Genomic DNA, 20,696 nt, shown 5'->3' on the forward strand with positions numbered 1-20,696 from the left:
CGGATAATGGCTCCCTCCGACCGTGATCGCTCCGACGAGACCGGACCGACCGATGCTGAACCCCTTGAGGACCGACTCGCCGAGCTGACCGACGTGCTCGCCGAGCTCCGGTCGGACCTCGAGGCCGATCGTCGGGGGTCAGGGCGATGGTTCGGTTCCGACAGCTCGATCTCGGGGTCGGACCGACGCCCGCCGTTCCGTCCGCCGAACCCGGTCGAGCTGTTGCGGCTCACCGAACGCTACACGATCCCGACGCTGATCGCGCTCCTTGAGACGACGATCCGGTCGCTCGAGCTGCTCCAGGCGTCGCTTCGCCTCGCGGATCCTGACGGCAAGCTCCGTCCGACGGACGATCGCTCGATGCCCGGGCGTCGCGGCAGCGATCGAGCCCGAACCGGGGACGATCGGCTCGCGGACGTTCGCGACGGCGCGGCCGCCGGGCTCACGCGATCGCTCTCCGAGCTTCACCGTGCCCTCTCGGAGTCGGATCTCCCGCGAGAGGCGACTTCCCGGGAGATACTCGAGGATGCACGCGAACTCACCGCCGAGATCGAGACGCGACTGGCGGACGCGGAGACTCGTGACCGAGCCGGAAACGCCGATCGAGCCGGACGCGATTCCGCGGCGGAACCGGTCTCGATCGACGTCACGGAGCCCACACAGGACGCCGATTCGGACGACGAGCAGAACGGAGGACCGGGCGACGGGCAGGACGAAGGCTCGGACACGCCCGACGTCGACGTTGACGCCGAACTCGAGTCGATAAAGCGGAACATCGAGAGCGATGCTGGATCGGAAGCGACCAACGAGGAATCGGAAGCAACCGACGACGGAACGAAAGCGAACACCGACGAGGACGAGCAAGCCGACGACGAGAGGCAAACCGACGAGGACGAGTGAACGCGCCGAGCGGAGGCGGAATCGTTCCTCCCCGCCCTCGAACTCGAAACCCCGACGACGACCGGCGCTCGGATCGCTCGTCCGGTCCGACTACTCGATCGGCTCGAACCGGAACCCGTCCCAGTCCTGGCTGTCGGGCTCGCGGATCCCGGCGTCGGGGTCGCGGAGCTCCTCGACGTAGACCGGCGTCACCGGATCGCCGACCGCGACGTCAATGTCCTCGACGACCTGGCCGATCGCCCGGACCGGCGGGCCGTCGTATTCCGTGCCGAGATCGAACTCCACGATCGCGAGGGTGTTCGGCGCGCGCACGCCCGGCGGCGTCGCGGTCGACTCCGTCCAGGTGACCACCGTCGCCTCGTACTCCCGGAGGTCGACCGTCCCGACGCGCTCCGCTCCGTTCGGGCCGACCGGGTGCGGCGGGTAACTCACTGTGCCGTCCGCGTACTCCGCCGCCTCGAAGACCGGGTCGTCGGTCTCCTCGTCGCCGGCAGCAGCGTTCGGCCCGCTCATCGTCCCGCCTCCATCACGGTCGTCGTCACGCAGTTGCCGAACCCGCCGACGTTACACGCCAATCCCACGTCGGCCCCGACCTGCCGCGCGCCGGCCTGCCCGGTCAGTTGGGAGAATATCTCGTAGACTTGGGCGACGCCGGAGGCGCCGAGCGGGTGCCCCTTGGACTTCAACCCGCCGGAGGTGTTGATCGGCAGCTTGCCGTCTCGGTCAGTGACGCCCTCCTCGACGGCGCGCCACCCCTCGCCCTTCTCGAAGAAGCCGAGGTCCTCGGATTGGAGGAACTCCAGGATGGTGAACATGTCGTGTAGCTCCGCGACGTCGACGTCGTCGGGCTCCATCCCGGCCATTTCGTAGGCGATCTCGCTCGAGTCGACGACGCCGCCCATCGTGGTCGGATCCGCGCGCTCGTGGACGACGTGGGTGTCGGTGGCGCCGCCGATCCCCGCGATCGTGACGTAGTCGTCGGCCGGGACGTACTCCTCGGCGACCGATTCCGGGCAGAAGAGGAGCGCGGCCGACCCGTCCGTGATCGGACAGAAGTCGTACAGGCGCAGCGGGTCGGCGACGATCGGCGACTCGAGGACGGTCTCCAGATCGACCGCCTTGCGGAACTGGGCGTGGGGGTTGTCGACGCCGTTGCGGTGGTTCTTCACCGCGACCTTGCCAAGCGACTCGCGGGGTGCGTCGTAGGTCTCGAGGTAGAGGCGGGCGGTCAGCCCCGCGAACGAGGGGAGCGTCACGCCGTGTTTGTACTCGACCGGATGCGTGAGCGAGGCGATCACGTCGGTGGACTCGGCGGTGCTCCGATGGGTCATCTTCTCGCCGCCGACGAGCATCGTCAGCTCGGAGGCGCCGGAGGCGACCGACTGCCAGGCGGCGTACACGCCCGCGCCGCCCGAGGAGGAGGTTTGGTCGATCCGAGCGGTGTAGGCGGGCGTCGCCGCCAGGTCGTGGGCCAGCGCGTTCGGGATGCCGGTTTGGCCCTCGAACTCGCCGCTGGCCATATTCGATACGTACAGGTGGTCGAGCTCGCTCGCGTCGACGCCGGCGTCGGCGAGACAGGCCGTCCCCGCCTCCGAGAGGAGATCGAGCACCCACCCGTCACGCTCGCCGAACTGCGTCATCGACGCACCGATGATCGCGACACGGTCCATACCGGTCGATGCGACGCCCCGGTCGTATACCTTCCCCTTCCCGTTCCGGTTCCCGTCACCGATCCCGTCCTCGCAGGTGAATCCCGTGGTGAGCGTCAGGCGTCGACGACCTCGTAGCCCGCGTCGTCGATCGCGGCCACGACCGCCTCGGCCTCGGCATTGCCGGAGACCGTGACGATCCCGGCCTCGTGGTCCGCGGTTGCGTCCTCGACGCCGGGGACCTCCGAGAGCGCCTCGACGACTGCGGTTTCGCATCCGTCACAGGCCATTCCTGACACCGTGTATTCCGTCATACCGATACCTTGGGCCCGATGATTGATGTCGATTTCCCTTTCGATCCGAATTCGATCACCCCAATTCGAACCAGAAACGCATAGCCGATCGAGGTTTAAACTTGGATAGCCAAAGTACCCTATGCGAACCCTCGACGACACCGACCGCGAGATCCTCGCGCTGTTGAGCGAGGACGCCAGACGCCCGTTCAGCGACATCGCCGACCGAGTCGACCTCTCGGCGCCGGCGGTCTCGGATCGGGTCGACCGACTCGAGGAGATCGGCGTGATCGAGGGGTTCACACTCCGGGTCGACCCCGGGACGCTCTCGAGCGGCGTCGCCGTCCTCGTCCGTCTCGACCTGCCGCTTTCGGCCGTCGACGACGCCTACGGCACCCTTCGCGGGCACGATTGCGTTGACCACGCCTTCAAGACGGCCGACGGCGAGGTGGTGTGTACCGCCACTCTCGATCCGGCAGCCGTCGGTGACCTGATCGCGGACGTCCTCGACGACCCCGACGTGGCCCGGGACGTCTCGGTCCGGCTGCTCGAGTCCCACGCGTGGGACTCCACGATCGGTCCGGACGTCGACCTCGCGATCGACTGTGTGGAGTGCGGCAATTCCGTCACCGAGGAGGGCGAATCCGCACGCATCGACGGCACGCTGTACCACTTCTGTTGCGGGTCCTGTCTTTCACGATTTCGGGACCGATACGACCGGATCGAGGAGGGCGCGTGACCGGGTCGGGAGAACGGAGGCGGATCAGGATCACGATCGGTCCGCGAACGGAAACGCACACATACCTCCGGCCGTATCGGAGCGTATGGGACTCGGCGGCACGGCCAAGAAGATCCAGACGCTCGCGGAGAAGGCGGAACAGACCTATCAACGACTCAACGATCTGCGCGAGGAGGTCGAAAAGACCCAGGAGACGGTCACCGAGACCGGCGATCGGGTCCGCCAGCTCGAGACCGAGATGGCCGAACAGCGCGCGGTCCTGGACGCGGTCGCCGAGGAGGTCGGCGTCGACCTCGAGGCGGTCAGCACCGACGCACACATCACCGAGGCCGAATCGGATGACGAGGCCGACGACGCTGGCGATGACGGCAGCGCCGACACGGACGGTGATGATGAGGCGGTCGACGACGACTCCTGACCGGCGTTGAAACGACGCCCGAACGACGCTTGAACGGCCTCGGCACGGCGCCGCCATCGGGAGCCGAACCGGCGAACCGATCCGCCTAACTCGTTCTTCGGCCAGGTTCGGATATGCGCGTCAGCGTCATCGGCGGGAGTTCGATCGACGACTCGGAGGCACGGATCGCCGAGGCGGTCGGCCGCGAACTGGCCGACCGTGGTCACACCGTCGTTTGTGGCGGCCTCGGCGGGACGATGGCGGCCGTCTGTCGCGGCGCTCGGGCCGCCGACGATCCGGCCGAAACGATCGGGATCCTCCCCGGAGACCGCCGGTCGACGGCGAACCGGTTCGTCACGATTCCGATCGCGACCGGGATCGGCCACGCGCGGAACGCGCTCGTGGTCCAGAACGGCGACGCCGTGATCGCACTGGCTGGAGGCGCCGGAACCCTTTCGGAGATCGGGATGGCCGCCGTCTACGACCGCCCCATCGTCGGGCTCGGAACGCACGACTGTGAGGGGATCAAGGCGCTCGATCGGTTCGAAGCGGTCGAAACGCCGGCTGAAGCGGTCGCAGTCGTCGAGGCGGCCGTCGACGACGGTCACGTCCGAGACTCCGACTGATCGGAAACGTCGCGAGAATCGTTACCAGGTTCCGTGGAACGTGTCGAACTCGATGTCCTCGAGGGGACGCTGGCCGACGGCGGCCTCGTACTCGCCGGGCGTCAACATCGGCTTGTGGAACTGCGGGCCGTCGTCGGTCGTGATCCGGGGACAGCCCGTGTTCACGAACGCGTCCATATCGAAGTTCCGGAGTCGATCCGGGGTGACCTCGTCCATCGTGATGAGATAGGCGTCGTCGTTGTTCTCAAGGATCTCCTCGGCCTGTTCCCAGCGGCCCTGTCCGATCTTCGTACAGAAGATGACGCCCCACGTCTTGGCGTCCATCGCCCGGTGAACGGCGCCGTAGCGCTGTTTGAGGAACTTCTCGTGGTCGGCGATCGTCACGACGTTGTTGACCGGGTCGGCGATCACGACGTTCTTGTCGGGATGTTCCATCGCGAGCCCCACGGGGTGGAACTTCCCGCCGCCGACGTACAGCACCTGGTCGGCGTCGATGTCGGCCGACGCGTAGTTGCAGCCGAGCACCTGTCCCTCCTTGGTGAGCCGGTCGTCGCCGCGGCGCGTGTGGACCTCGTAGCCGCGCTCCTCGAGCCATTCGGTCATCTCGTCGAACCGGTTCATGTGCTGGGCGGTCGTGACGAGACCGACGTTCGGGTCCACGTCGGTGTCGGCAAGTTCCCCGAGTGACTCCTCCATAATCGGGAACGGGTCGACGTTCGAGAAGAGGGGGACGTAGATGATCTTGTCCGACTCCTTCATCGGCGTGTGACCGAAGTGGACGAAGACATCGGTTCGCCGCATCAGGTAGGTATCGAGATCGCAGGCGCCGTAGCAGGGCTGCCCGGAGAGCATAAACGTGACGTCGTCGGGCGCGCGCTCGCGCAGGTCGTCGGCGACCTTCGGGCCGCGCCGCTTGAGTCCTTCGGGGAACTGCAGTCCGACGGTCGAGGCGTCCCGCTCCTCGATCGCGTCGATGACGCGCTCCAGCTCGTAGTCCCACTCTCGGTCGTGTTTGAGGGCCATCCCCGTCCGCGTGAGATCGCCTTCCGTTGACCCGCCGCTCATACCCGATCGATACCGTCCACGACGGTTAAATCGCCCGTTCGGGCCCGCTATCCCGTGCCGTTCTCTCGCACGCCGGCGCCGTCACCGGCCTCGCTCCCACCTGCCTCGGCGCCGCCGACCCCACCGCATCCACCTCGCCTCCACCGACCACATCGCTGTCCGAGCCGACACGCACATCCCGACGGCGGGCGAATGAGGGGGTATGAGCGAGATCCCGCTCGAGCACGTCCACGTCGCGCCCGATGACGATCCGGCCGGGAAGCCGGCAGTTTTCGTCCTTCACGGACGCGGAGCCGACGAACAGGACCTCCTGCCGATCGCCGGTGAGCTCGGCGACGACGTCCACGTGGTTAGCTTCCGGGCACCCGACCCGCTCCAGGGCGGATACACGTGGTACGAACTCGACCTCTCCAACGGCGGCCTCCATCAGAGCCAGCCGGATCCGGAGGACTTCAGACGGAGCCTCGATGCGGTCGCCGAGAGCGTGTCTGCGGCGGTCGACGCCTACGACCTCGATCCGGATGCCCTCGGACTGCTGGGGTTCAGTCAGGGCGCGATCACGAGTCTGAGTCTGGTTCTCGAGTCGCCAGAGACGTTCGCGTGGGTCGTCGGGCTGCACGGCTATCTCCCCGACTCCCACACCGATCTGGATCCGGACGGGATCGTGGACAAACCCGTCTTCATCGGCGGCGGAACCGGTGATCGTGTCATCCCGATCGAACGCGTACAGGGTGCGGCCGAGCGGTTCGAGGAACTCGGCGCCGACGTCACCTCCGAGACGTACCCGGTCGGTCACGGGGTCGGCCCCGACGAACTCGCCGACGTCGTCGCGTTCGTCGACGCCCATCGCTGACGCAGCGCCGATGACGCGACACCGGACGCACGCCATTGGACACCCTGTATCGGTGTCCGGTGCCGGATGGCTCGGATCCGTCGCATCCGGCAGGTTGAAACCGTCGCATCACCAACCATATCCTATGAGTGCCGAAGCGATCACCGTCGAGGACCTCGGCCGACAGATCGGCGACCGGATCACCCAGCTCCCCGAGTACGAACGGTTCGAGGCGGCCAGGACGGCGGTCGAGAACGACGACGCTGTCCAGGAGAAGATCGACGAGTTCGAGGGACTCCGCCAGGAGTTTATGGCGGCCCAGCAGACTGGACAGGCGACCCAGTCCGGGCTCAACGAGGTCCAGCGCGTCCAGGAGGAGCTCCACTCGATGCCGAAGATGGCGGAGTACCTCGACGCGCAGGAGGAACTGACCGACCGACTTGCGGCCGTCAACGAGGCGATCTCGGAGCCGCTCTCGATCGACTTCGGCGGCGAAGCCGGCGGCTGCTGTCACGACTAGCTCGCAAGCGATCCGCAGTCTCGTCTCGGTCCGGGGGTTGACCCGACGTTTATATCCAATACCGACCCAGCCTGCCCTATGATCGCCGTCGCCGGCGGAAAGGGCGGGTGTGGGAAAACGACGACCACCCTCGGGCTCGCGCGGACGCTCCCTGGAACGATCCGTGCCGTCGAGGGAGACTGGGATATGCCGAATCTCCACGCGCTTGCCGGGATCCCTCGTGACCCTCAACACACTCCCGGTGAGACACGGCGCACTCCCCGTGAGTCCCAACCGGCCCCGGGAGAGCCGTCGACCCGCGACGCGACGATCGGCCATCGATCCGACGGCACAGTTCGAGTCATCCCGCCGCCGATCGATCTCGGCGACGCGGACGTAGCCTATCATCTCGACCGATGTCGTGAGTCGAGTAGCGAGTCGGTCGTCGCGACGCTCGTCGACTGTCCCTCCGGAGCCGGCCCGGACGCGGCCGTACCGCTGTCGGTCGCCGATCGGACGCTGCTCGTGACCACGCTCTCCCCGCCGGCGCTTCGCGACACGGCCAAGACCGCGGCGATGGCTCGAGAACTCGACGCCGACCCGATCGGGGCCGTCGTGATGCGGGCTGAAGCCGTACCGGAAGACGTCTCGACGTTCCTGTCGACACCCGTCCTCGGCGCCGTTCCGGCCGTTCGCCCGCCGGTGGTGTCTGACGCCCGCGTGCGCGCCGCCTACCGGGAGATCGCGGACGAACTTCGACAGTCGATCGGTGACGATACGTCCCCACGATCGATCGGTAACCGGAGTGAGGACGTGGTCCCGCCGACCGAGCGCACGCCCTCAACCGATCCACGGGATGATCGGATGACGCCCGGTCCACGGGGTGATCGAGCGGCGCCCGGTCCACGGGACGACCGGACGACGTCCGGCAGACGGACGACCGACGTCGACCCGTCGAACTGGGCATATCCGCGATAAACGGTTTAACCCTGGAACGCGTAGTCGACCTATGGCGCGGCTCCCGACCGGAATCTCCGTTCTCGACCGCCAACTCGGCGGCGGCATCCCGAGCGGGAGCATCGTCGCGCTGACGGCGTCGCCGGCGAGCCAGGTCGAGTTGTTCCTCTACGAACTCACGGCCGCCCGCGGCACGCTCTACCTCACGACGATCCGGTCCGAGGAGGCCGTTCGTGACGGGATCGAACGGTCCACGACGCGCGTCGGCGACCCGACGATCCGGGACATCGGCGGGGATACCGCTCTCGATCTCGACCACGCCAACGACCTGATCGCGACGCTTCCGGAGGAGGCAAACCTCATCATCGACGCCGTCGATCCCCTCGAACGCCACGACACTGCCCGATATCGGCGATTCCTCAACACCTTACAGACGCATATGACAAACACGGGCAGCGTCGCCGTCATCCACGCGATGAAGGGCCGGGACGTCCCGTCGAACCGCGATCTCACGGAACACGTCGCGGACGTCGTGTTCGATCTCCACACCGAGGTCACCGCCAACGAGGTCATCAATCGCCTCGCCGTGCCGAAGTTCCGCGGCGGCGCCGCCCTCGATGAACCGGTGAAGCTCAAGCTCGCGGAGTCGGTCACCATCGACACGAGCCGCGACATCGCCTGAGGACGTGGATTCCGTCCGACCGATCGGGCCGGTGGACCCATGCCTGCTGCGTCGTCCGGCGTCGCTTCACCCGACGTGTATGAGCCCGGTGAGGCCGATCGTCTCGGCCACCATCCACGCGATGAACAGCGTGTAGACCGCGAGCAGCGCATAGGACTCGATCGCGGTGAGCCGGAGCCCGGTTCGAAGGAACGCGAACAGGACCACCGTCGCGAGCGTCAACACGCCGAACAGCGGGGCGGCGACCGCGAAGTTCACCGGGACGCTCCCGACGAGCAGGACGCCGATCGGGATCGCGACGAGGAGGTCGAAGGTGTTGGATCCGAGCACGTTCCCGAGGCTCGTGATTCCCTTCTCGTCGGTCGCCGACCGGATGCTCACGAGCGCGTCGGGGAGGCTCGTGGCGGCGGCGACGATCGTCACTCCTGCGAGGAACTCGGGGATGCCGAACGTCGTCGAGAGCGACTCGACGCCCCCGACGAGCGTCTGGACGGCGATCAGAATCCCCAGGAGGCCGCCGACGAGCCGTGCCCACTCGCGACCGACCGAGATGTCGGTCGGGGGCTCGCCCGCGACGTGGTCGCCCACGTCCTGCCACTGGATGAAGAGATACAGCCCGTAGAGTCCAAGCGGGATCACGGCCAACGGTCGGGTGAGCTCCCCGACCAGCGCCGGCGGCTCCGGCACCGGAACGTAGATCACCGCGAGCGCGAAGGTCACGACGAGTGCGGAGATGGCGATCATGTAGAACTGCGCCTCCTTGTAGACGATCGCCCGGTTCGTATCGAGGTCCGCATCGGTCGCGAGCGCCGACAGCGCCGGGATCACGAGCACGTTGAAGATGGCCGACCCGACGATCGCTCCCACCCCCATCTCGAAGACGCCGGCCAGGGCCGTCACCACGACGCTTGCGAACTCCGGGAAGCTCGACCCCACCGCCACGACGATCGAGCCCTGGACGACCGCCGGCAGGCCGTATTGTGCCGACAGCGCCTCGGCCGCCTCCTCGAGCCAGCCGCTTGCGACCCAGACGACCGCGGTGGCGATCGCGATGACCACGACGTCGGCGGCCGGCGTCGACGGGAGGAGACCGCCGAGTGCCAGCGGCACGCCGTCCGTCATCGGCATCGGTCTCCCGTCATCGGCACCGGCCCCCACATCCGCGACGCTCGTCCACCCGTCATCCGAGAATCCCGTACCCGATCGCCGCGAACGCGCTTGCCACCGCGAGCAGGCCCCAGTTGCGAACCGTATCGAGGGCGGTATAGGGGCCGCCCTTGCGGGTGAACAGGTACAGCAGATACACCCCGATCGGCGCGAGGGTGGGCACGGTTCCGGGGTCGGTGACCGGAACCAGGCGGCCGACAACCGCGACCGCGATCGTCGAGACTGCGGCGACGGCCGCCACGATCACGTCCTCGCGGGCGTCTTCGAGGTCCATACGCGTGGCTGTGTGTGCGACCGTTCAAAAGACATCGGTTCGCCGTGTGAACGCCCACGGTCGCCCGTTTCCGGCCGGCGGGCCGGTCGGCGGGCCGGATGGCGTGGGTGGCGTGTAGCGTTACTCCTCGTCGAGGTCTTCGAGTTCCTCGGCCAGGTCGTCGGCGTCGACGTCGACGTCCTCGAGAGCGTCCTCGATGTCGCCGGCGCCGCCGCCACCCATACCGCCCATCATTCCACCGAGACCACCCATCCCGCCGCCCTCGATGACCTCCTCGATGACGACGCGGTCGAGGTCCAGCCGGTCCATCAGGTCCTGGGCGACCTGCTGTTTCTGGAACATCCACTGCTGGTTCATCTGCATCCCGGGGGAGGCCTCGATGTAGAGGACGTCCGTTTCGACCTCCTCGGTCTCGGGCTCCTCGTCGTCGTCCTCTGCCGGAACCTCTTCGGTCTCGGTGACCGTCTCGATCCGGACCTCGGGTTCCTCCTGGAGGTACATTCCGAGCATTCCGGTGGCCTTCTCCGCGCGGTCCTCGATGACCTCGAGAACCTCGTACTCGTACTCGAGGTCCTCGCCGGCCAGCGGATGGTTGAAGTCGACGCGCGCGCGGCCGCCGATGATCGTCTCCAGGCGGCCCTGCTGGCCGTCGATCTGGATCTGCGCGCCCGGGTACCGCTCGTCCTCACCGATCTTGTCGGCTTTCACCGTCTCGACCTCCTCGGGGTCGTACTCGCCGAACGCCTCCGCCGCAGGCACGTCGACGGTCCCCTCGTCGCCGGCCTCGGCGCCGATGAGCGCGTCCTCGACGCTGGCGAAGACGTGACCGGCGCCGATCGCGATGATGCGCGGCTCGAACTCGTACTCCTCGGTGTCGATCTCGGCCTCTTCGGCGACCGCCTCGTCGGTCGTGTCGATGACCTGGTCGTCGTCGGCGGTTCGGATCGTGTAGGCGATACGGACGAAATCGCCGTCCTGCAGGCCGGTTGCTGCGTCCTCGGTCTCCTCGCTATCGGCCTCGCTGGCGTCCGCGGCCGCGTCGGCCTGCTCTTGGTCACTCATACCCCAACGATCCCCCGTTGCACCCTTAAGAAGCACGGTTCTCCCCCACGAGTCCGCTCCGATCAGTTCGGGTATAACGCGGGAATTCGGGGAGTACAGACGACACGCGCCCATTTCCCGGGTATCCAGCTACTGCTTCCGGACAGCGGTCGTTGCCTGTCGGGTGACAGCGGTCGTTGCCTGTCGGGTGACCGTGTTCCGGTCGTCGACGCCGCGAACGGCGGCCTTTTCATCGGCACGGTCGTCGAGGGGTGTATGTACGAGGTCGAGCTCAAGGTGGCCGCCGATGTCGCCGCCGTTCGCGATCGGCTCTCGTCGACCGACGCTGATCGGTTGGAGGCGATCCGGCAGGTCGACACGTACTACGACGCACCCGACCGCGACTTCGCCGCGACCGACGAGGCGCTTCGGATCCGGGTTGAACGACCGCTTGCCGGGTCGGAAGCCGCTGGGTCACGCACGGATGATGACGGCACGACGCCGCGAACGAAGGTGACGTATAAGGGGCCCCTCGTCGACGAGGCGTCGAAAACGCGCGAGGAGCACGAGACGACCGTCGCCGACGGCGAGGAGCTGGCGGCGATCCTCAACGGGCTCGGATACACGCCGACCGCGACCGTCGAGAAACGCCGCGAGTTCTACCGGCTCGACGGGTACACCCTGACGCTGGACCGCGTCGACGACGTCGGCGAGTTCGTCGAGATCGAACGGGAGATCGAGACCGCGGACGGGATCGACGCCGCTCGCGATCACGCCGGCGACCTGCTCCGAGAGCTCGGCCTCGACCCGGACGACCAGATCCGAACGTCCTACCTCGGGTTGTTGCTCGACGGTGACGCCTGACCGGCGGTGAGGGCGTGTTCCGGATCGGACAGTGAACCACCGGTCACCGCACGTAGTAGGGGTCCTCGCCCGCGATGAACCGACCGAGATCGCTCTCGCGCCGGTAGTCGGTTCGGCGGAGTTCACGCAGCCCCGCCGACAGCCGGTCCGCGTGGTCGGATCCCCAGTCCCGCGGATCGCGGATCGGAACGACCAGCCAGCCGGAGCCGAGTAGTTCGGTTCCGTGGACCGCCTCGAGGCCGCCGGCCGCGTCGATCTCGGCCCACGTTTTGGCGGTGTAGGACTCGATGACGTGGCGGGTCGCCCGATCTCCGACCGGCAGCAGTACGTGGGCGGCGATCGCCCGCAGTTCGGCGTCGAAGACCGGTTCGAGTTCCGCATAGGAGTCCTCGGACGGGTCGGCGACGCTCGTGTCCGGAACACACGAGTGGAGGTACGACAGGAACGTGCTCCCGATGTCGATCCACGGCGTCGTCTCGGCGTCGCCATCACCGGATGCATCGGTGCTGACGAGCCCACCGTCAGCGAGCGCACCGAAGAACCGTTCGGACCACGTCTCGCCCGTGAACGGGACCCCCGACGTCCGCCCGCCGTGAACGCCCGGGTGGTCACCGATCACGTGAAAATCGGCGTTTGCGTCGCCGTATCCGGGGACGTACTCGGCGCAGCCGGGCCGCATTCCGAACGGGTTCCGGAGCCGATCGGTGACGTTTCGCACGACGACGGCTACGACGGTGCCGCCCAAATGGCGTTCGGATCGGATCCGTTTTTGTGGGTCCGCTCCGATCGTCGAGTATGGCAGACCATTCCGCGGAACCCGACCCGAACGCACGCGTCACGTCCCCGATGCAGGATTTCACCGGAAGCCAGGCGCTCACCGGCGGCGTCGTTCTCCTGATCGGTCTCGCGATCGCGTACCTCGTCCCGGCGCTGTTGCTGTAGTCTCGGCCCATCGTGTCACGTCGCGATCGGCGACGGCCGGGATGGCGTCCCCGGAACCGGTCGGATGGGACGACGATCACGGCCGCGTTCGACCACCGTCGGTGACGTCCGCGAGAACCAGTCGACGAGCGGCGGCTACCGCGGGTACCAGGCCAACGGGTGATCGGCGACGAGGTCGACCGACACCTGCTCGTCGAGGTCGAACTCCTCGGAGTGGTTGTGCAGGCAGTGGACCGACTCCCCGGAGTCGAGCTCGACGCGATAGATGAACGAGGGACCGACGTACTGCCGGGAGACGACGGTACCGTCGGCGACGCCGTCCGCCGCGGGGGACGCTCGGAGGTCATCGGGGCGGACGAGGACGTCGACCGGCGCGCTGTCGTAGACCGTGTCGTACCCCTCGAGCGTTGCGGCGTTGAACCTCCCGATACCGGTCTCAACGGAGCCTTCACGGAGGTGTCCCTTGAGGAACGCCGCGCGCCCGAGGAAGGAGGCGACGAACTTCGACTCGGGCTGTTCGAACACCGACTCGGGGGAGCCGATCTGCTCGAGCTGGCCGTCGTGCATCACGGCGATCCGGTCGGAGATCGAGAGCGCCTCCTCCTGGTCGTGGGTCACCGAGACGGCGGTGACGCCCGCCGCCTTGAGGATCCGTCGGACTTCCTCGCGCATCTCCACGCGGAGCCGAACGTCGAGGTTCGAGAACGGCTCATCGAGGAGAAGCACGTCCGGCTTCGGAGCCAGCGACCGGGCCAGCGCGACGCGCTGTTTCTGGCCACCCGACAGCTGGTCCGGCGTCTTCTTCCCGTGATCCGGCATATTCACCAGATCGAGCAGCTCGTCGACGCGCGCCTCGATCTCGGCGTCCGACCGGTCCGAAAGGCCGAACGCGATGTTCTCCCGAACGGTCAAATGGGGGAATAAGGCGAAGTTCTGGAAGACGATCCCGACGTCGCGGTCCTCCGGCGCAGTGCTTTGGTCCGGTTCCGCGACGCACTCGTCGCCGATCGCGATCCGCCCCTCGCTGGGCGTCTCCAGGCCGGCGATCATCCGGAGTGTGGTCGTCTTCCCGCAGCCGGAGGGACCGAGCAGGGTCAACAGCTCCCCGTCTCGAACCGCCAGGTCAACGCCCGAGACCGCCGATTCGGAGCCGAACCGCTTGTGGACGCCGTCCAGCGCCAGCACGGTCTCGCTTGCGGTGACGACCTCGTCGGGGTCGGCACTGCCGATCGGATCGGACCGCGACGTCGTCCGCGAACGGGTGTCGGCCGCGGTCTCGGGATCGAGCGCGGCACGCGACCCGGACGATGGCCTCGCAGTCGATGTTGAGGCCCCATCACCGTCCGTATCGGTCGGTTCGGCCGTCCCGCGAACGGAGCTGCGTTGGTGTGACATGGTCAGAGAGGGTGAAACGCCGCGAATGGGTTCGTTGCTGATTCATACTTTAGGAACCCCTAAAACCGTTTCGCTCGTCCCGTGTTGACACACATCATATACTGCCCCGTCGGTCAGTCGCTTGCACATCGTTGGCCCACATCGATCGGCGGGAACGTTCGAATCGATCGGCGGGAAAGGACCCGACTCAGGCGATCTCGCGTTCGAGCACGTCCCGCAGATCGCGGACTTCGGCGGCCGTCGTCTCGACGCGGTCCTCGCCGACCGCCAGCCGAAGTCGTCCGCCGTCCGTTACCGATCCGAGCGTGTGGACCGGGACGTCGCCGGCCAGCTCGGCCACCGCCTCCGAGTCGGTCGTCTGGACCACGAGCCGACCGGGCGTCTCCTCGAAGGCGGCGACGTGGTCGGGCAGTTCGACGTCGGCCCCGGCTTCATCCGTGACGAGCTCGGCGAGCGCGACCGCCAGCCCGCCATCGCTCACGTCGTGCGCAGCGACCGTCGACTCGTGTCGCGCGACCCGCGCGAGCGTGTCGATCAGGTCCACGGGGTCCGCTTCGGGAAGCGTCGGGAATCGGTCGGTGCCGCCGACCTGCGCCAGATACTCCGAGCCGCCGAGCGCATCGCCCCCGGCGCCCACGAGGAGGAGCTCGGAGTCGTCGGCGACGGTCGCATCGAGCGCGGCGGGCGGTGCGTCGTACCCGCGCTTCGTTCCGAGCACCGCGAGCGTCGGGGTCGGCGGGATCGGTCCCTCGACGCTGTCGTTATACAGCGATACGTTGCCGCCGACGACCGGCGTCTCGAGGGCGGCACACATCTCGGCGAGTCCGTCGACGATCGCGGTGAAGCCGCCGTAGACGTCCGACTTCTCGGGATTGCCGCCGTTGAGGCAGTCGACCGCCGCGAGCGGAACCGCACCCTTCGCCGCCAGGTTGGTCGCGTTCTCGAGCGCGACCGCACGGGCACCGTCGTAGGGGGCGGCTTCAGTCCAGTTCGGGTTCGCGCCGGACGAGAGCGCGAGCCCGACCCCGGTCGCATCAGTTGCGTCAGTCCCGTCGGTCCCGTCGAGGGCGTCCGCCTCGGCCGCTTCATCGATCGCCATAATCGCTGCGTCGTCGCCGGGCGTGAGCGCGGTTCGTGTGCCGACCTCGTGGTCGTACTGGCGGTAGACCCACTGCTTGCTCGCCGTCGAGGGCGCGGAGAGGACCGCCTCGAAGGCCGTATCGAGGTCGACCTCGGGAAGATCTCGGGGTGCACGTTCGGGCTCGGTCGCGTCCAGATCGTTCATCGGCGCGCCGTCAGCGAGGAATGCGGCGTCGACGTCGACGACCGTCTCGCCTTCGAAGGTGCAGGTGTAGGTCCCCTCAGTCACCTTGCCGATGACCGAGCACCCGAGGTCGAACCGCTCCGCCAGCTCCCGAACGCGCTCGACGTTCTCGGGGGCGACCTCGTAGCACATCCGCTCCTGGGACTCCGCGAGGAGGATCTCCAGCGGCGCCATATTCGGTTCGCGCTGGTGGACCTGATCGAGTGCGAGACGCGCGCCGAGTCCGCCCTTCGCGACCAGCTCGGAGGAGGCGCCGCCGAGGCCGGCCGCGCCGAGGTCGCGGGCGGAGACGACGAGATCCCCATCGAGCAGTGCCTCGTTGCACTCGATCAGCAGCTTCTCCGCGTAGGGGTCGCCGACCTGCACGGCCGGCCGGTCCTCGGTCTCGGCGTCCTCCGCGAGGTCCTCGGAGGCGAAGGAGGCGCCGCCGAGACCGTCACGCCCGGTCGCGTTGCCGACGAGGACGAGTGCGTTGCCGGGTTCCTGGGCCGTTGCGGTCACGAGCCGCTCCTCGTTCGTCAGGCCGACGCAGGCGACGTTGACGAGGGGGTTGCCCTCGTAGCCCTCGTGGAAGGCGACGCTGCCCCCGACCGTCGGGACGCCGATGCAGTTCCCGTAGTGGGAGATCCCCTCGACGACGCCCTCGAAGAGGTATTTCGCGTGGTCCCGGTCGAAGGACCCGAAGTACAGCGAGTCGAGCAGGGCGATCGGGTACGCGCCCATACTCATCGTGTCCCGAACGATGCCGCCGACGCCGGTGGCCGCCCCGTCGAAGGGGTCGACGTAGGAGGGGTGGTTGTGGCTCTCGACGCCGAAGGTGACATAGGTGTCGCCGTAGTCGTCGCCGTCGCGCTCGCCTGCGGGCGTCTCCGCGGCGTCGGGCGTTGGCAGCGCGAGTACGGCGGCGTCGTCGCCCGGGCCGATCACGACCGCGTCGCCCTCGCTCTCGAAGGCGCCCAAAAGCGGTCGCGAGGAGCGATACGCACAGTGTTCGCTCCAGAGGTTCTCGAACAGCTCGGCCTCGGCTGGGGTGGGATCGCGTCCGAGCTCCTCGCGCACGAGCTCGGCGTCCGCGTCGGACAGGCTCATTCAGTTGTATGGTGATATCGGCCGTTCTAATGTCTTTCCATACCCACATTCGTGGATCACGATTCGGAACGTGTGACCGGCACCGTATGGGGCCGCCGACGTGTGCGACGTGCGACACGTGTCGCCGCCCGACGCACGTGACTCGCGGGATGTGACAAGAATTATTCGCGGCCGGATCGCTGCGTTAGGTATGGCATCACCGACGTTCTCCGACCGGATCGAACGGATCCCGCCCAGCGGCATCCGCGACGTCTTCGAGGCGGCCGGCGACGACGCGATCGATATGGGGATCGGTCAGCCCGATTTCCCGACCCCGAATCACGCACGCGAGGCCGCCGTCGAGGCGATCCGGGCCGGACGTGCGGATAGTTACACGCCGAACCGCGGCCTGGAGTCGCTCCGGGAGGCGATCGTCGCCAAACACGAACGCGATCAGGGCGTCTCGGTCGACGTCGACGACGTGATCGCGACCGCCGGCGGCAGCGAGGGACTCCACCTCGCGATGGAGGCCCACGTGGATGCGGGCGACGAGGTCATCGTTCCCGACCCCGGGTTCGTCTCCTACGCGGCGCTGACGAAGCTCGCGGGCGCGGACCCGGTTCCCGTCGAACTGCGGGACGACCTCACGCTCGATCCGGCGGCCGTCGAGGACGCGATCACCGAGGACACCGCCGCCTTCGTCATCAACTCGCCGGCGAACCCGACCGGCGCCGTTGCACCCCGCGAGGACGTCGCGGAGTTCGCCCGCATCGCACGGGAGCACGACGTGCTGTGCATCTCCGACGAGGTCTACGAGTACACCGTCTTCGACGGCGATCACCACTCGCCGATGGAGTTCGACACGGGCGGGAACCTGGTGGTCGTCCACTCGGTCTCGAAGCTCTACTCGATGACGGGCTGGCGGCTCGGCTGGGTCACCGCGACGAGCGATCGGATCGACCGGATGCTCCGTATCCACCAGTACGCACAGGCGTGCGCGTCGGCGCCCTCGCAGTTCGCCGCGGAGGCCGCCCTCACCGGCGACCAGTCGGTGGTCGACGAGATGACGGCCACGTTCAAACGACGGCGCGACGTCCTGCTCGATGGACTCGCGGAGATCGGCATCGACTGTCCGACGCCGCGCGGGGCCTTCTACGCGATGCCGAAGGTGCCCGACGGCTTCGTCGACGAATGCATCGAACGTGGTCTCATCATCGTCCCCGGAGACGCCTTCGGCGACGGCGGCGCCGGCCACGCCCGACTCTCCTACGCGACCGACGAGGCGACCATCCGCGACGCGCTCGACGTGATGGCCGACGCCCACGACGCCGTCACCGAGTGACGCCGTCGCTTGGGGCTGCAGGGAGCCCCGGCCGGCACAACCGTTTACTTGATGCGCCGCGTTCGATCCGGAAGTGGACCGACGCGTCGCCATCGGATCCGTGCTCGCCGGGATCGCTTCCGGGGTCGGCGCCGGCCTGCTGTCCGCCGCGGATCCGCCCCCGACGGGCCCGATCGCGACGTTCCCGACGCCCCTCGGGATCGCTTTGTTCCCGATAGCGAGCAAGGGGCTGCTCCTCGCGGCGATCCTGCTCGTCGCGTACGGACTCTACGCCTTCACGCTCGCTGCGCTCACGCGTCACGCGAGCAAGCGGCGCGCCCACGACGCGCGGAACGTTCTGCGGCTCGCGTTCGGGCTCGCCGCCACCGTCACCGCCCTCGCGGCCCTGACCCAGCAGTGGCTCGGCCTGCTTCTCTCGCTCGGCGTCGTCGGGTTCGCGATCACGTTCGCGCTCCAGCAGCCGCTGTTGTCGTTGATCGCGTGGGGCTATATCCTCCTCAAACGACCCTACGGCGTCGGCGATCGGGTCCGGATCGGCGACGCGAAGGGCGACGTCATCGCCGTCGACTTCCTGGTCACGACGATCTGGGAGATCAACGGCGAACTCGTCACGACCAACCAACCGTCGGGACGCGTGATCACCGTCCCGAACAGCCTCGTACTCTCCTCGGAGGTCGTCAACTTCGGCGGGGGCGGGTCCCCGTCGGTCTGGAACGAGATCCCGATCCAGGTGGCCTTCGAGACCGACCTCGCGTTCGCCCGCGATCTGATGCGCGAGGAGGCCGCCGACTACCTTGGCGAGGAGATGGCCCGCCACGTCGCCACCTACCGTGAGGCGCTCGCGGAGACGCCGGTGGAGCTGGAGGTCGCCGACGGCCCGTCGGTGAACGTCACCCAGCGCGAGAGCTGGGTCGAGCTGCGGCTCCGATACCTGGCACATCCCCGCCGCGGCCAGCGGGTAAAAAACGAGCTGTACGAACGGATCCTGGACCGGTTCAACGAGCATCCCGACCGGATCGCCTTCCCTGTAAGCCGGAACCGGTGACTGGCGGCGTCGAGCAACACCCGTCCGACGACTAGCGATGCGCCACCGACGACTAGCGATGCGCCACCGACGACTAGCGATGTTCGGCCGCCGAGAGCGTGTCCGCCGAGATCGTGTTCGGAAGCAGCTCCCCGAGCGTGTAGGTCGTCGTCCCGTCCGCGCCCTCGTCACAGACGATCGTGAGGTCGTCGTCGCAGAACTCCGCCAGCGTCTGCCGGCACATCCCGCAGGGCGTGACGCCGTCCTTCGCGCCGGATGTGACCGCGATCCGGTCGAACGCCTCGTGGCCGTTCTTGACGGCCTCCGCGATCGCGACCTCCTCGGCGTGGAGGCTGTTCGAGTAGTTCGCGTTCTCGATGTTACACCCGGTGTAGACCGTCCCGTCGGCGGTGACAAGCGCCGCACCGACGGTGTATCCTGAATACGGAACGTGGGCGTTCTCTAGCGCGTTTCGAGCCGCCTCGATGAGCTGATCGGCGTCCATTGCCAATCGGTGGACGACCTCGATCGATAAATCCACGGGTCGTCGCGGAGCGTCGTCCGTGGGTTGTGCGCGTGGTAGTTTCACGCGTTCAGCATTTGACTCCGGCACGCCTTTCCCGTTCACTCGTCTCGTCCGAGACGATGCAGAGGCGCACATACATACGGGGGATCACAGCTGCAGCAACCACCGGCGCGTTCGCCGGTTGTACCGGCGGAAACGGCGGGTCTGACGGCACCGATGGGTCGGATGGATCCGAAGGTGGTGCCGGTTCCAGCGATACGGACGACGGATCGACCGACGCCACGCGCTATGGAACCCTCTCGACGAGCGTCACCGATCAGCCGAACGACATCGGCGACTTCGAGTCACTCGTCGTGACGATCGACGGGATCTGGATCAAGCCTGCCGAGTCCGGGGACGATTCGGACGACGAGGACGCCCAGACGCCCGATCAAGAAGCGACGGAGGACGGAACCGCCGAGACGACTGAGACCGATACGGCGACTACGACCGACACGGCGACGCCGGCGGGAACTGAGGCCGCAACGGCAACTCCTGACGGCGAGGAGAGTGACGATGAGGAGGCGGACGGTGACGATGGTACCGACGCCGAGAACGCCGAGGACGCCGACGGCGAAACCGGTCGGTACTACGTCGAGTTCGCGGAGCCGCAGGAGGCTGATCTCGTCCAACTGCAGGACGGCAGCACCAAGCTCATCGACGAGACTGAGGTCGAAGTCGGCAGTTATCAATTCCTCCAGCTCGACGTCACCAAGACGACCGGCGTCTTGACCACCGGCGAGGAGGCGGACGTCCGGACGCCCGGAAACGCGCCGCTTCAGTTCAAGCAGTCCTTCGAGGTCCGGGAATCGGCCACGACGACGTTCATTGCCGACTTCGCCCCGAACCGGACCGGACAGGGAACACGCTACATCATCCGCCCCGTCGCCAGTGGGACGACCGTCCGATACGGGGACGAATCGGGAGCCGAAACGACCGAAACGACTGACACCGCGACGCCGCCCGGAACCGAGGCGGAGTCGGGAACGACCGATCCCGGCACGGAGTCCCAGACGGAGAGTCCGGGAGCCGCACAGTAGCGCGGGAACGG

At 67.6% G+C, this 20,696-nt stretch carries 24 protein-coding genes; 13 read left to right on the forward strand and 11 right to left on the reverse strand.

The genetic code is table 11. The features are described from left to right. Positions 1-6 precede the first annotated feature (6 nt). On the forward strand, positions 7-900 hold the full coding sequence (locus BLW38_RS05060; protein ID WP_092815143.1) for a DUF7547 family protein: 894 nt from the start codon (positions 7-9) through the stop codon (positions 898-900). Positions 901-990: 90 nt separating this feature from the next. On the opposite strand, the gene BLW38_RS05065 is transcribed toward BLW38_RS05060, so the two are convergent. From BLW38_RS05065 to BLW38_RS05075, 3 genes are all read right to left on the reverse strand, one after another. After that, on the reverse strand, positions 991-1,413 hold the full coding sequence (locus BLW38_RS05065) for a PhlB family protein (RefSeq protein WP_092815146.1): 423 nt from the start codon (positions 1,411-1,413) through the stop codon (positions 991-993). Continuing rightward, positions 1,410-2,570, reverse strand: a complete 1,161-nt coding sequence (locus BLW38_RS05070; RefSeq protein ID WP_092815149.1) for a thiolase family protein — start codon at positions 2,568-2,570, stop codon at positions 1,410-1,412. The genes BLW38_RS05065 and BLW38_RS05070 overlap by 4 nt, the downstream gene beginning before the upstream one ends. Positions 2,571-2,665: 95 nt before the next feature. Then, positions 2,666-2,863, reverse strand: coding sequence for a heavy-metal-associated domain-containing protein (locus tag BLW38_RS05075; RefSeq protein ID WP_092815152.1), 198 nt, complete (start codon positions 2,861-2,863; stop codon positions 2,666-2,668). A gap of 121 nt (positions 2,864-2,984) precedes the next feature. Here BLW38_RS05075 and BLW38_RS05080 point away from each other — a divergent pair, with 121 nt between their 5' ends. From BLW38_RS05080 to BLW38_RS05090, 3 genes are all read left to right on the forward strand, one after another. Then, on the forward strand, positions 2,985-3,581 hold the full coding sequence (locus BLW38_RS05080) for an AsnC family transcriptional regulator (protein ID WP_092815155.1): 597 nt from the start codon (positions 2,985-2,987) through the stop codon (positions 3,579-3,581). Between the two features lie 85 nt (positions 3,582-3,666). Then, a complete protein-coding gene (locus tag BLW38_RS05085) occupies positions 3,667-3,999 on the forward strand; it encodes a DUF5798 family protein (RefSeq protein WP_092815158.1) in 333 nt (110 codons plus the stop codon). 113 nt (positions 4,000-4,112) lie between these two features. Continuing rightward, on the forward strand, positions 4,113-4,604 hold the full coding sequence (locus BLW38_RS05090) for a TIGR00725 family protein (RefSeq protein WP_092815161.1): 492 nt from the start codon (positions 4,113-4,115) through the stop codon (positions 4,602-4,604). A 21-nt stretch (positions 4,605-4,625) separates the two neighbouring features. On the opposite strand, the gene dph2 is transcribed toward BLW38_RS05090, so the two are convergent. Then, a complete protein-coding gene (gene dph2 / locus BLW38_RS05095) occupies positions 4,626-5,669 on the reverse strand; it encodes a diphthamide biosynthesis enzyme Dph2 (RefSeq protein ID WP_092815164.1) in 1,044 nt (347 codons plus the stop codon). A gap of 202 nt (positions 5,670-5,871) precedes the next feature. Here dph2 and BLW38_RS05100 point away from each other — a divergent pair, with 202 nt between their 5' ends. From BLW38_RS05100 to BLW38_RS05115, 4 genes are all read left to right on the forward strand, one after another. Further along, on the forward strand, positions 5,872-6,522 hold the full coding sequence (locus BLW38_RS05100) for an alpha/beta hydrolase (RefSeq protein ID WP_092815167.1): 651 nt from the start codon (positions 5,872-5,874) through the stop codon (positions 6,520-6,522). 124 nt (positions 6,523-6,646) lie between these two features. Then, positions 6,647-7,021 carry a YlbF family regulator gene (locus BLW38_RS05105; RefSeq protein ID WP_092815170.1) on the forward strand — a complete coding sequence of 125 codons (375 nt, stop codon included), beginning with the start codon at positions 6,647-6,649 and terminating at the stop codon, positions 7,019-7,021. Positions 7,022-7,099: 78 nt separating this feature from the next. Further along, positions 7,100-7,978, forward strand: a complete 879-nt coding sequence (locus BLW38_RS05110; RefSeq protein ID WP_092815173.1) for a MinD/ParA family ATP-binding protein — start codon at positions 7,100-7,102, stop codon at positions 7,976-7,978. A gap of 31 nt (positions 7,979-8,009) precedes the next feature. Further along, the gene (locus BLW38_RS05115) at positions 8,010-8,639 is read left to right on the forward strand and encodes an RAD55 family ATPase (protein ID WP_092815176.1); all 630 of its coding nucleotides are present in this window, start codon (positions 8,010-8,012) and stop codon (positions 8,637-8,639) included. A 66-nt stretch (positions 8,640-8,705) separates the two neighbouring features. Here the strand turns inward: BLW38_RS05115 and BLW38_RS05120 are convergent, their stop codons facing one another. From BLW38_RS05120 to BLW38_RS05130, 3 genes are all read right to left on the reverse strand, one after another. Further along, positions 8,706-9,743 (reverse strand): sodium:calcium antiporter, encoded by a 1,038-nt coding sequence (locus BLW38_RS05120; protein WP_092815691.1) that lies wholly within the window; start codon positions 9,741-9,743, stop codon positions 8,706-8,708. Positions 9,744-9,819: 76 nt separating this feature from the next. Further along, positions 9,820-10,080, reverse strand: a complete 261-nt coding sequence (locus BLW38_RS05125; protein ID WP_092815179.1) for a hypothetical protein — start codon at positions 10,078-10,080, stop codon at positions 9,820-9,822. Positions 10,081-10,200: 120 nt separating this feature from the next. Then, a complete protein-coding gene (locus BLW38_RS05130; protein WP_092815182.1) occupies positions 10,201-11,142 on the reverse strand; it encodes an FKBP-type peptidyl-prolyl cis-trans isomerase in 942 nt (313 codons plus the stop codon). A 255-nt stretch (positions 11,143-11,397) separates the two neighbouring features. On the opposite strand from BLW38_RS05130, the gene cyaB reads away from it, so the two are divergent. Continuing rightward, positions 11,398-11,985, forward strand: coding sequence for a class IV adenylate cyclase (cyaB, locus tag BLW38_RS05135; protein WP_092815185.1), 588 nt, complete (start codon positions 11,398-11,400; stop codon positions 11,983-11,985). A 43-nt stretch (positions 11,986-12,028) separates the two neighbouring features. On the opposite strand, the gene BLW38_RS05140 is transcribed toward cyaB, so the two are convergent. Beyond that, positions 12,029-12,703 carry a uracil-DNA glycosylase family protein gene (locus tag BLW38_RS05140; protein WP_092815694.1) on the reverse strand — a complete coding sequence of 225 codons (675 nt, stop codon included), beginning with the start codon at positions 12,701-12,703 and terminating at the stop codon, positions 12,029-12,031. 77 nt (positions 12,704-12,780) lie between these two features. Here BLW38_RS05140 and BLW38_RS16150 point away from each other — a divergent pair, with 77 nt between their 5' ends. Next, positions 12,781-12,927 carry a DUF7550 family protein gene (locus BLW38_RS16150; RefSeq protein ID WP_177167426.1) on the forward strand — a complete coding sequence of 49 codons (147 nt, stop codon included), beginning with the start codon at positions 12,781-12,783 and terminating at the stop codon, positions 12,925-12,927. 135 nt (positions 12,928-13,062) lie between these two features. Here BLW38_RS16150 and BLW38_RS05145 read toward each other — a convergent pair whose 3' ends face one another. Beyond that, positions 13,063-14,322, reverse strand: a complete 1,260-nt coding sequence (locus BLW38_RS05145) for an ABC transporter ATP-binding protein (RefSeq protein ID WP_092815188.1) — start codon at positions 14,320-14,322, stop codon at positions 13,063-13,065. Between the two features lie 187 nt (positions 14,323-14,509). Further along, a complete protein-coding gene (gene purL / locus BLW38_RS05150; RefSeq protein ID WP_092815191.1) occupies positions 14,510-16,735 on the reverse strand; it encodes a phosphoribosylformylglycinamidine synthase subunit PurL in 2,226 nt (741 codons plus the stop codon). A 190-nt stretch (positions 16,736-16,925) separates the two neighbouring features. On the opposite strand from purL, the gene BLW38_RS05155 reads away from it, so the two are divergent. Next, positions 16,926-18,056, forward strand: coding sequence for a pyridoxal phosphate-dependent aminotransferase (locus BLW38_RS05155; RefSeq protein ID WP_092815194.1), 1,131 nt, complete (start codon positions 16,926-16,928; stop codon positions 18,054-18,056). 73 nt (positions 18,057-18,129) lie between these two features. Continuing rightward, entirely contained in the window at positions 18,130-19,101 is a 972-nt protein-coding gene (locus BLW38_RS05160; protein WP_092815197.1) for a mechanosensitive ion channel family protein, read from the forward strand. 73 nt (positions 19,102-19,174) lie between these two features. On the opposite strand, the gene cdd is transcribed toward BLW38_RS05160, so the two are convergent. Then, entirely contained in the window at positions 19,175-19,585 is a 411-nt protein-coding gene (gene cdd, locus BLW38_RS05165; protein ID WP_092815200.1) for a cytidine deaminase, read from the reverse strand. A gap of 140 nt (positions 19,586-19,725) precedes the next feature. Here cdd and BLW38_RS05170 point away from each other — a divergent pair, with 140 nt between their 5' ends. After that, positions 19,726-20,685, forward strand: a complete 960-nt coding sequence (locus BLW38_RS05170; RefSeq protein ID WP_092815203.1) for a DUF4382 domain-containing protein — start codon at positions 19,726-19,728, stop codon at positions 20,683-20,685. The last annotated feature ends 11 nt before the right edge of the window (positions 20,686-20,696 follow it).

Origin of the sequence: Halopenitus malekzadehii, assembly GCF_900108505.1 — an archaeon.
GTDB classification, from domain to species: Archaea; Halobacteriota; Halobacteria; order Halobacteriales; family Haloferacaceae; genus Halopenitus; species Halopenitus malekzadehii.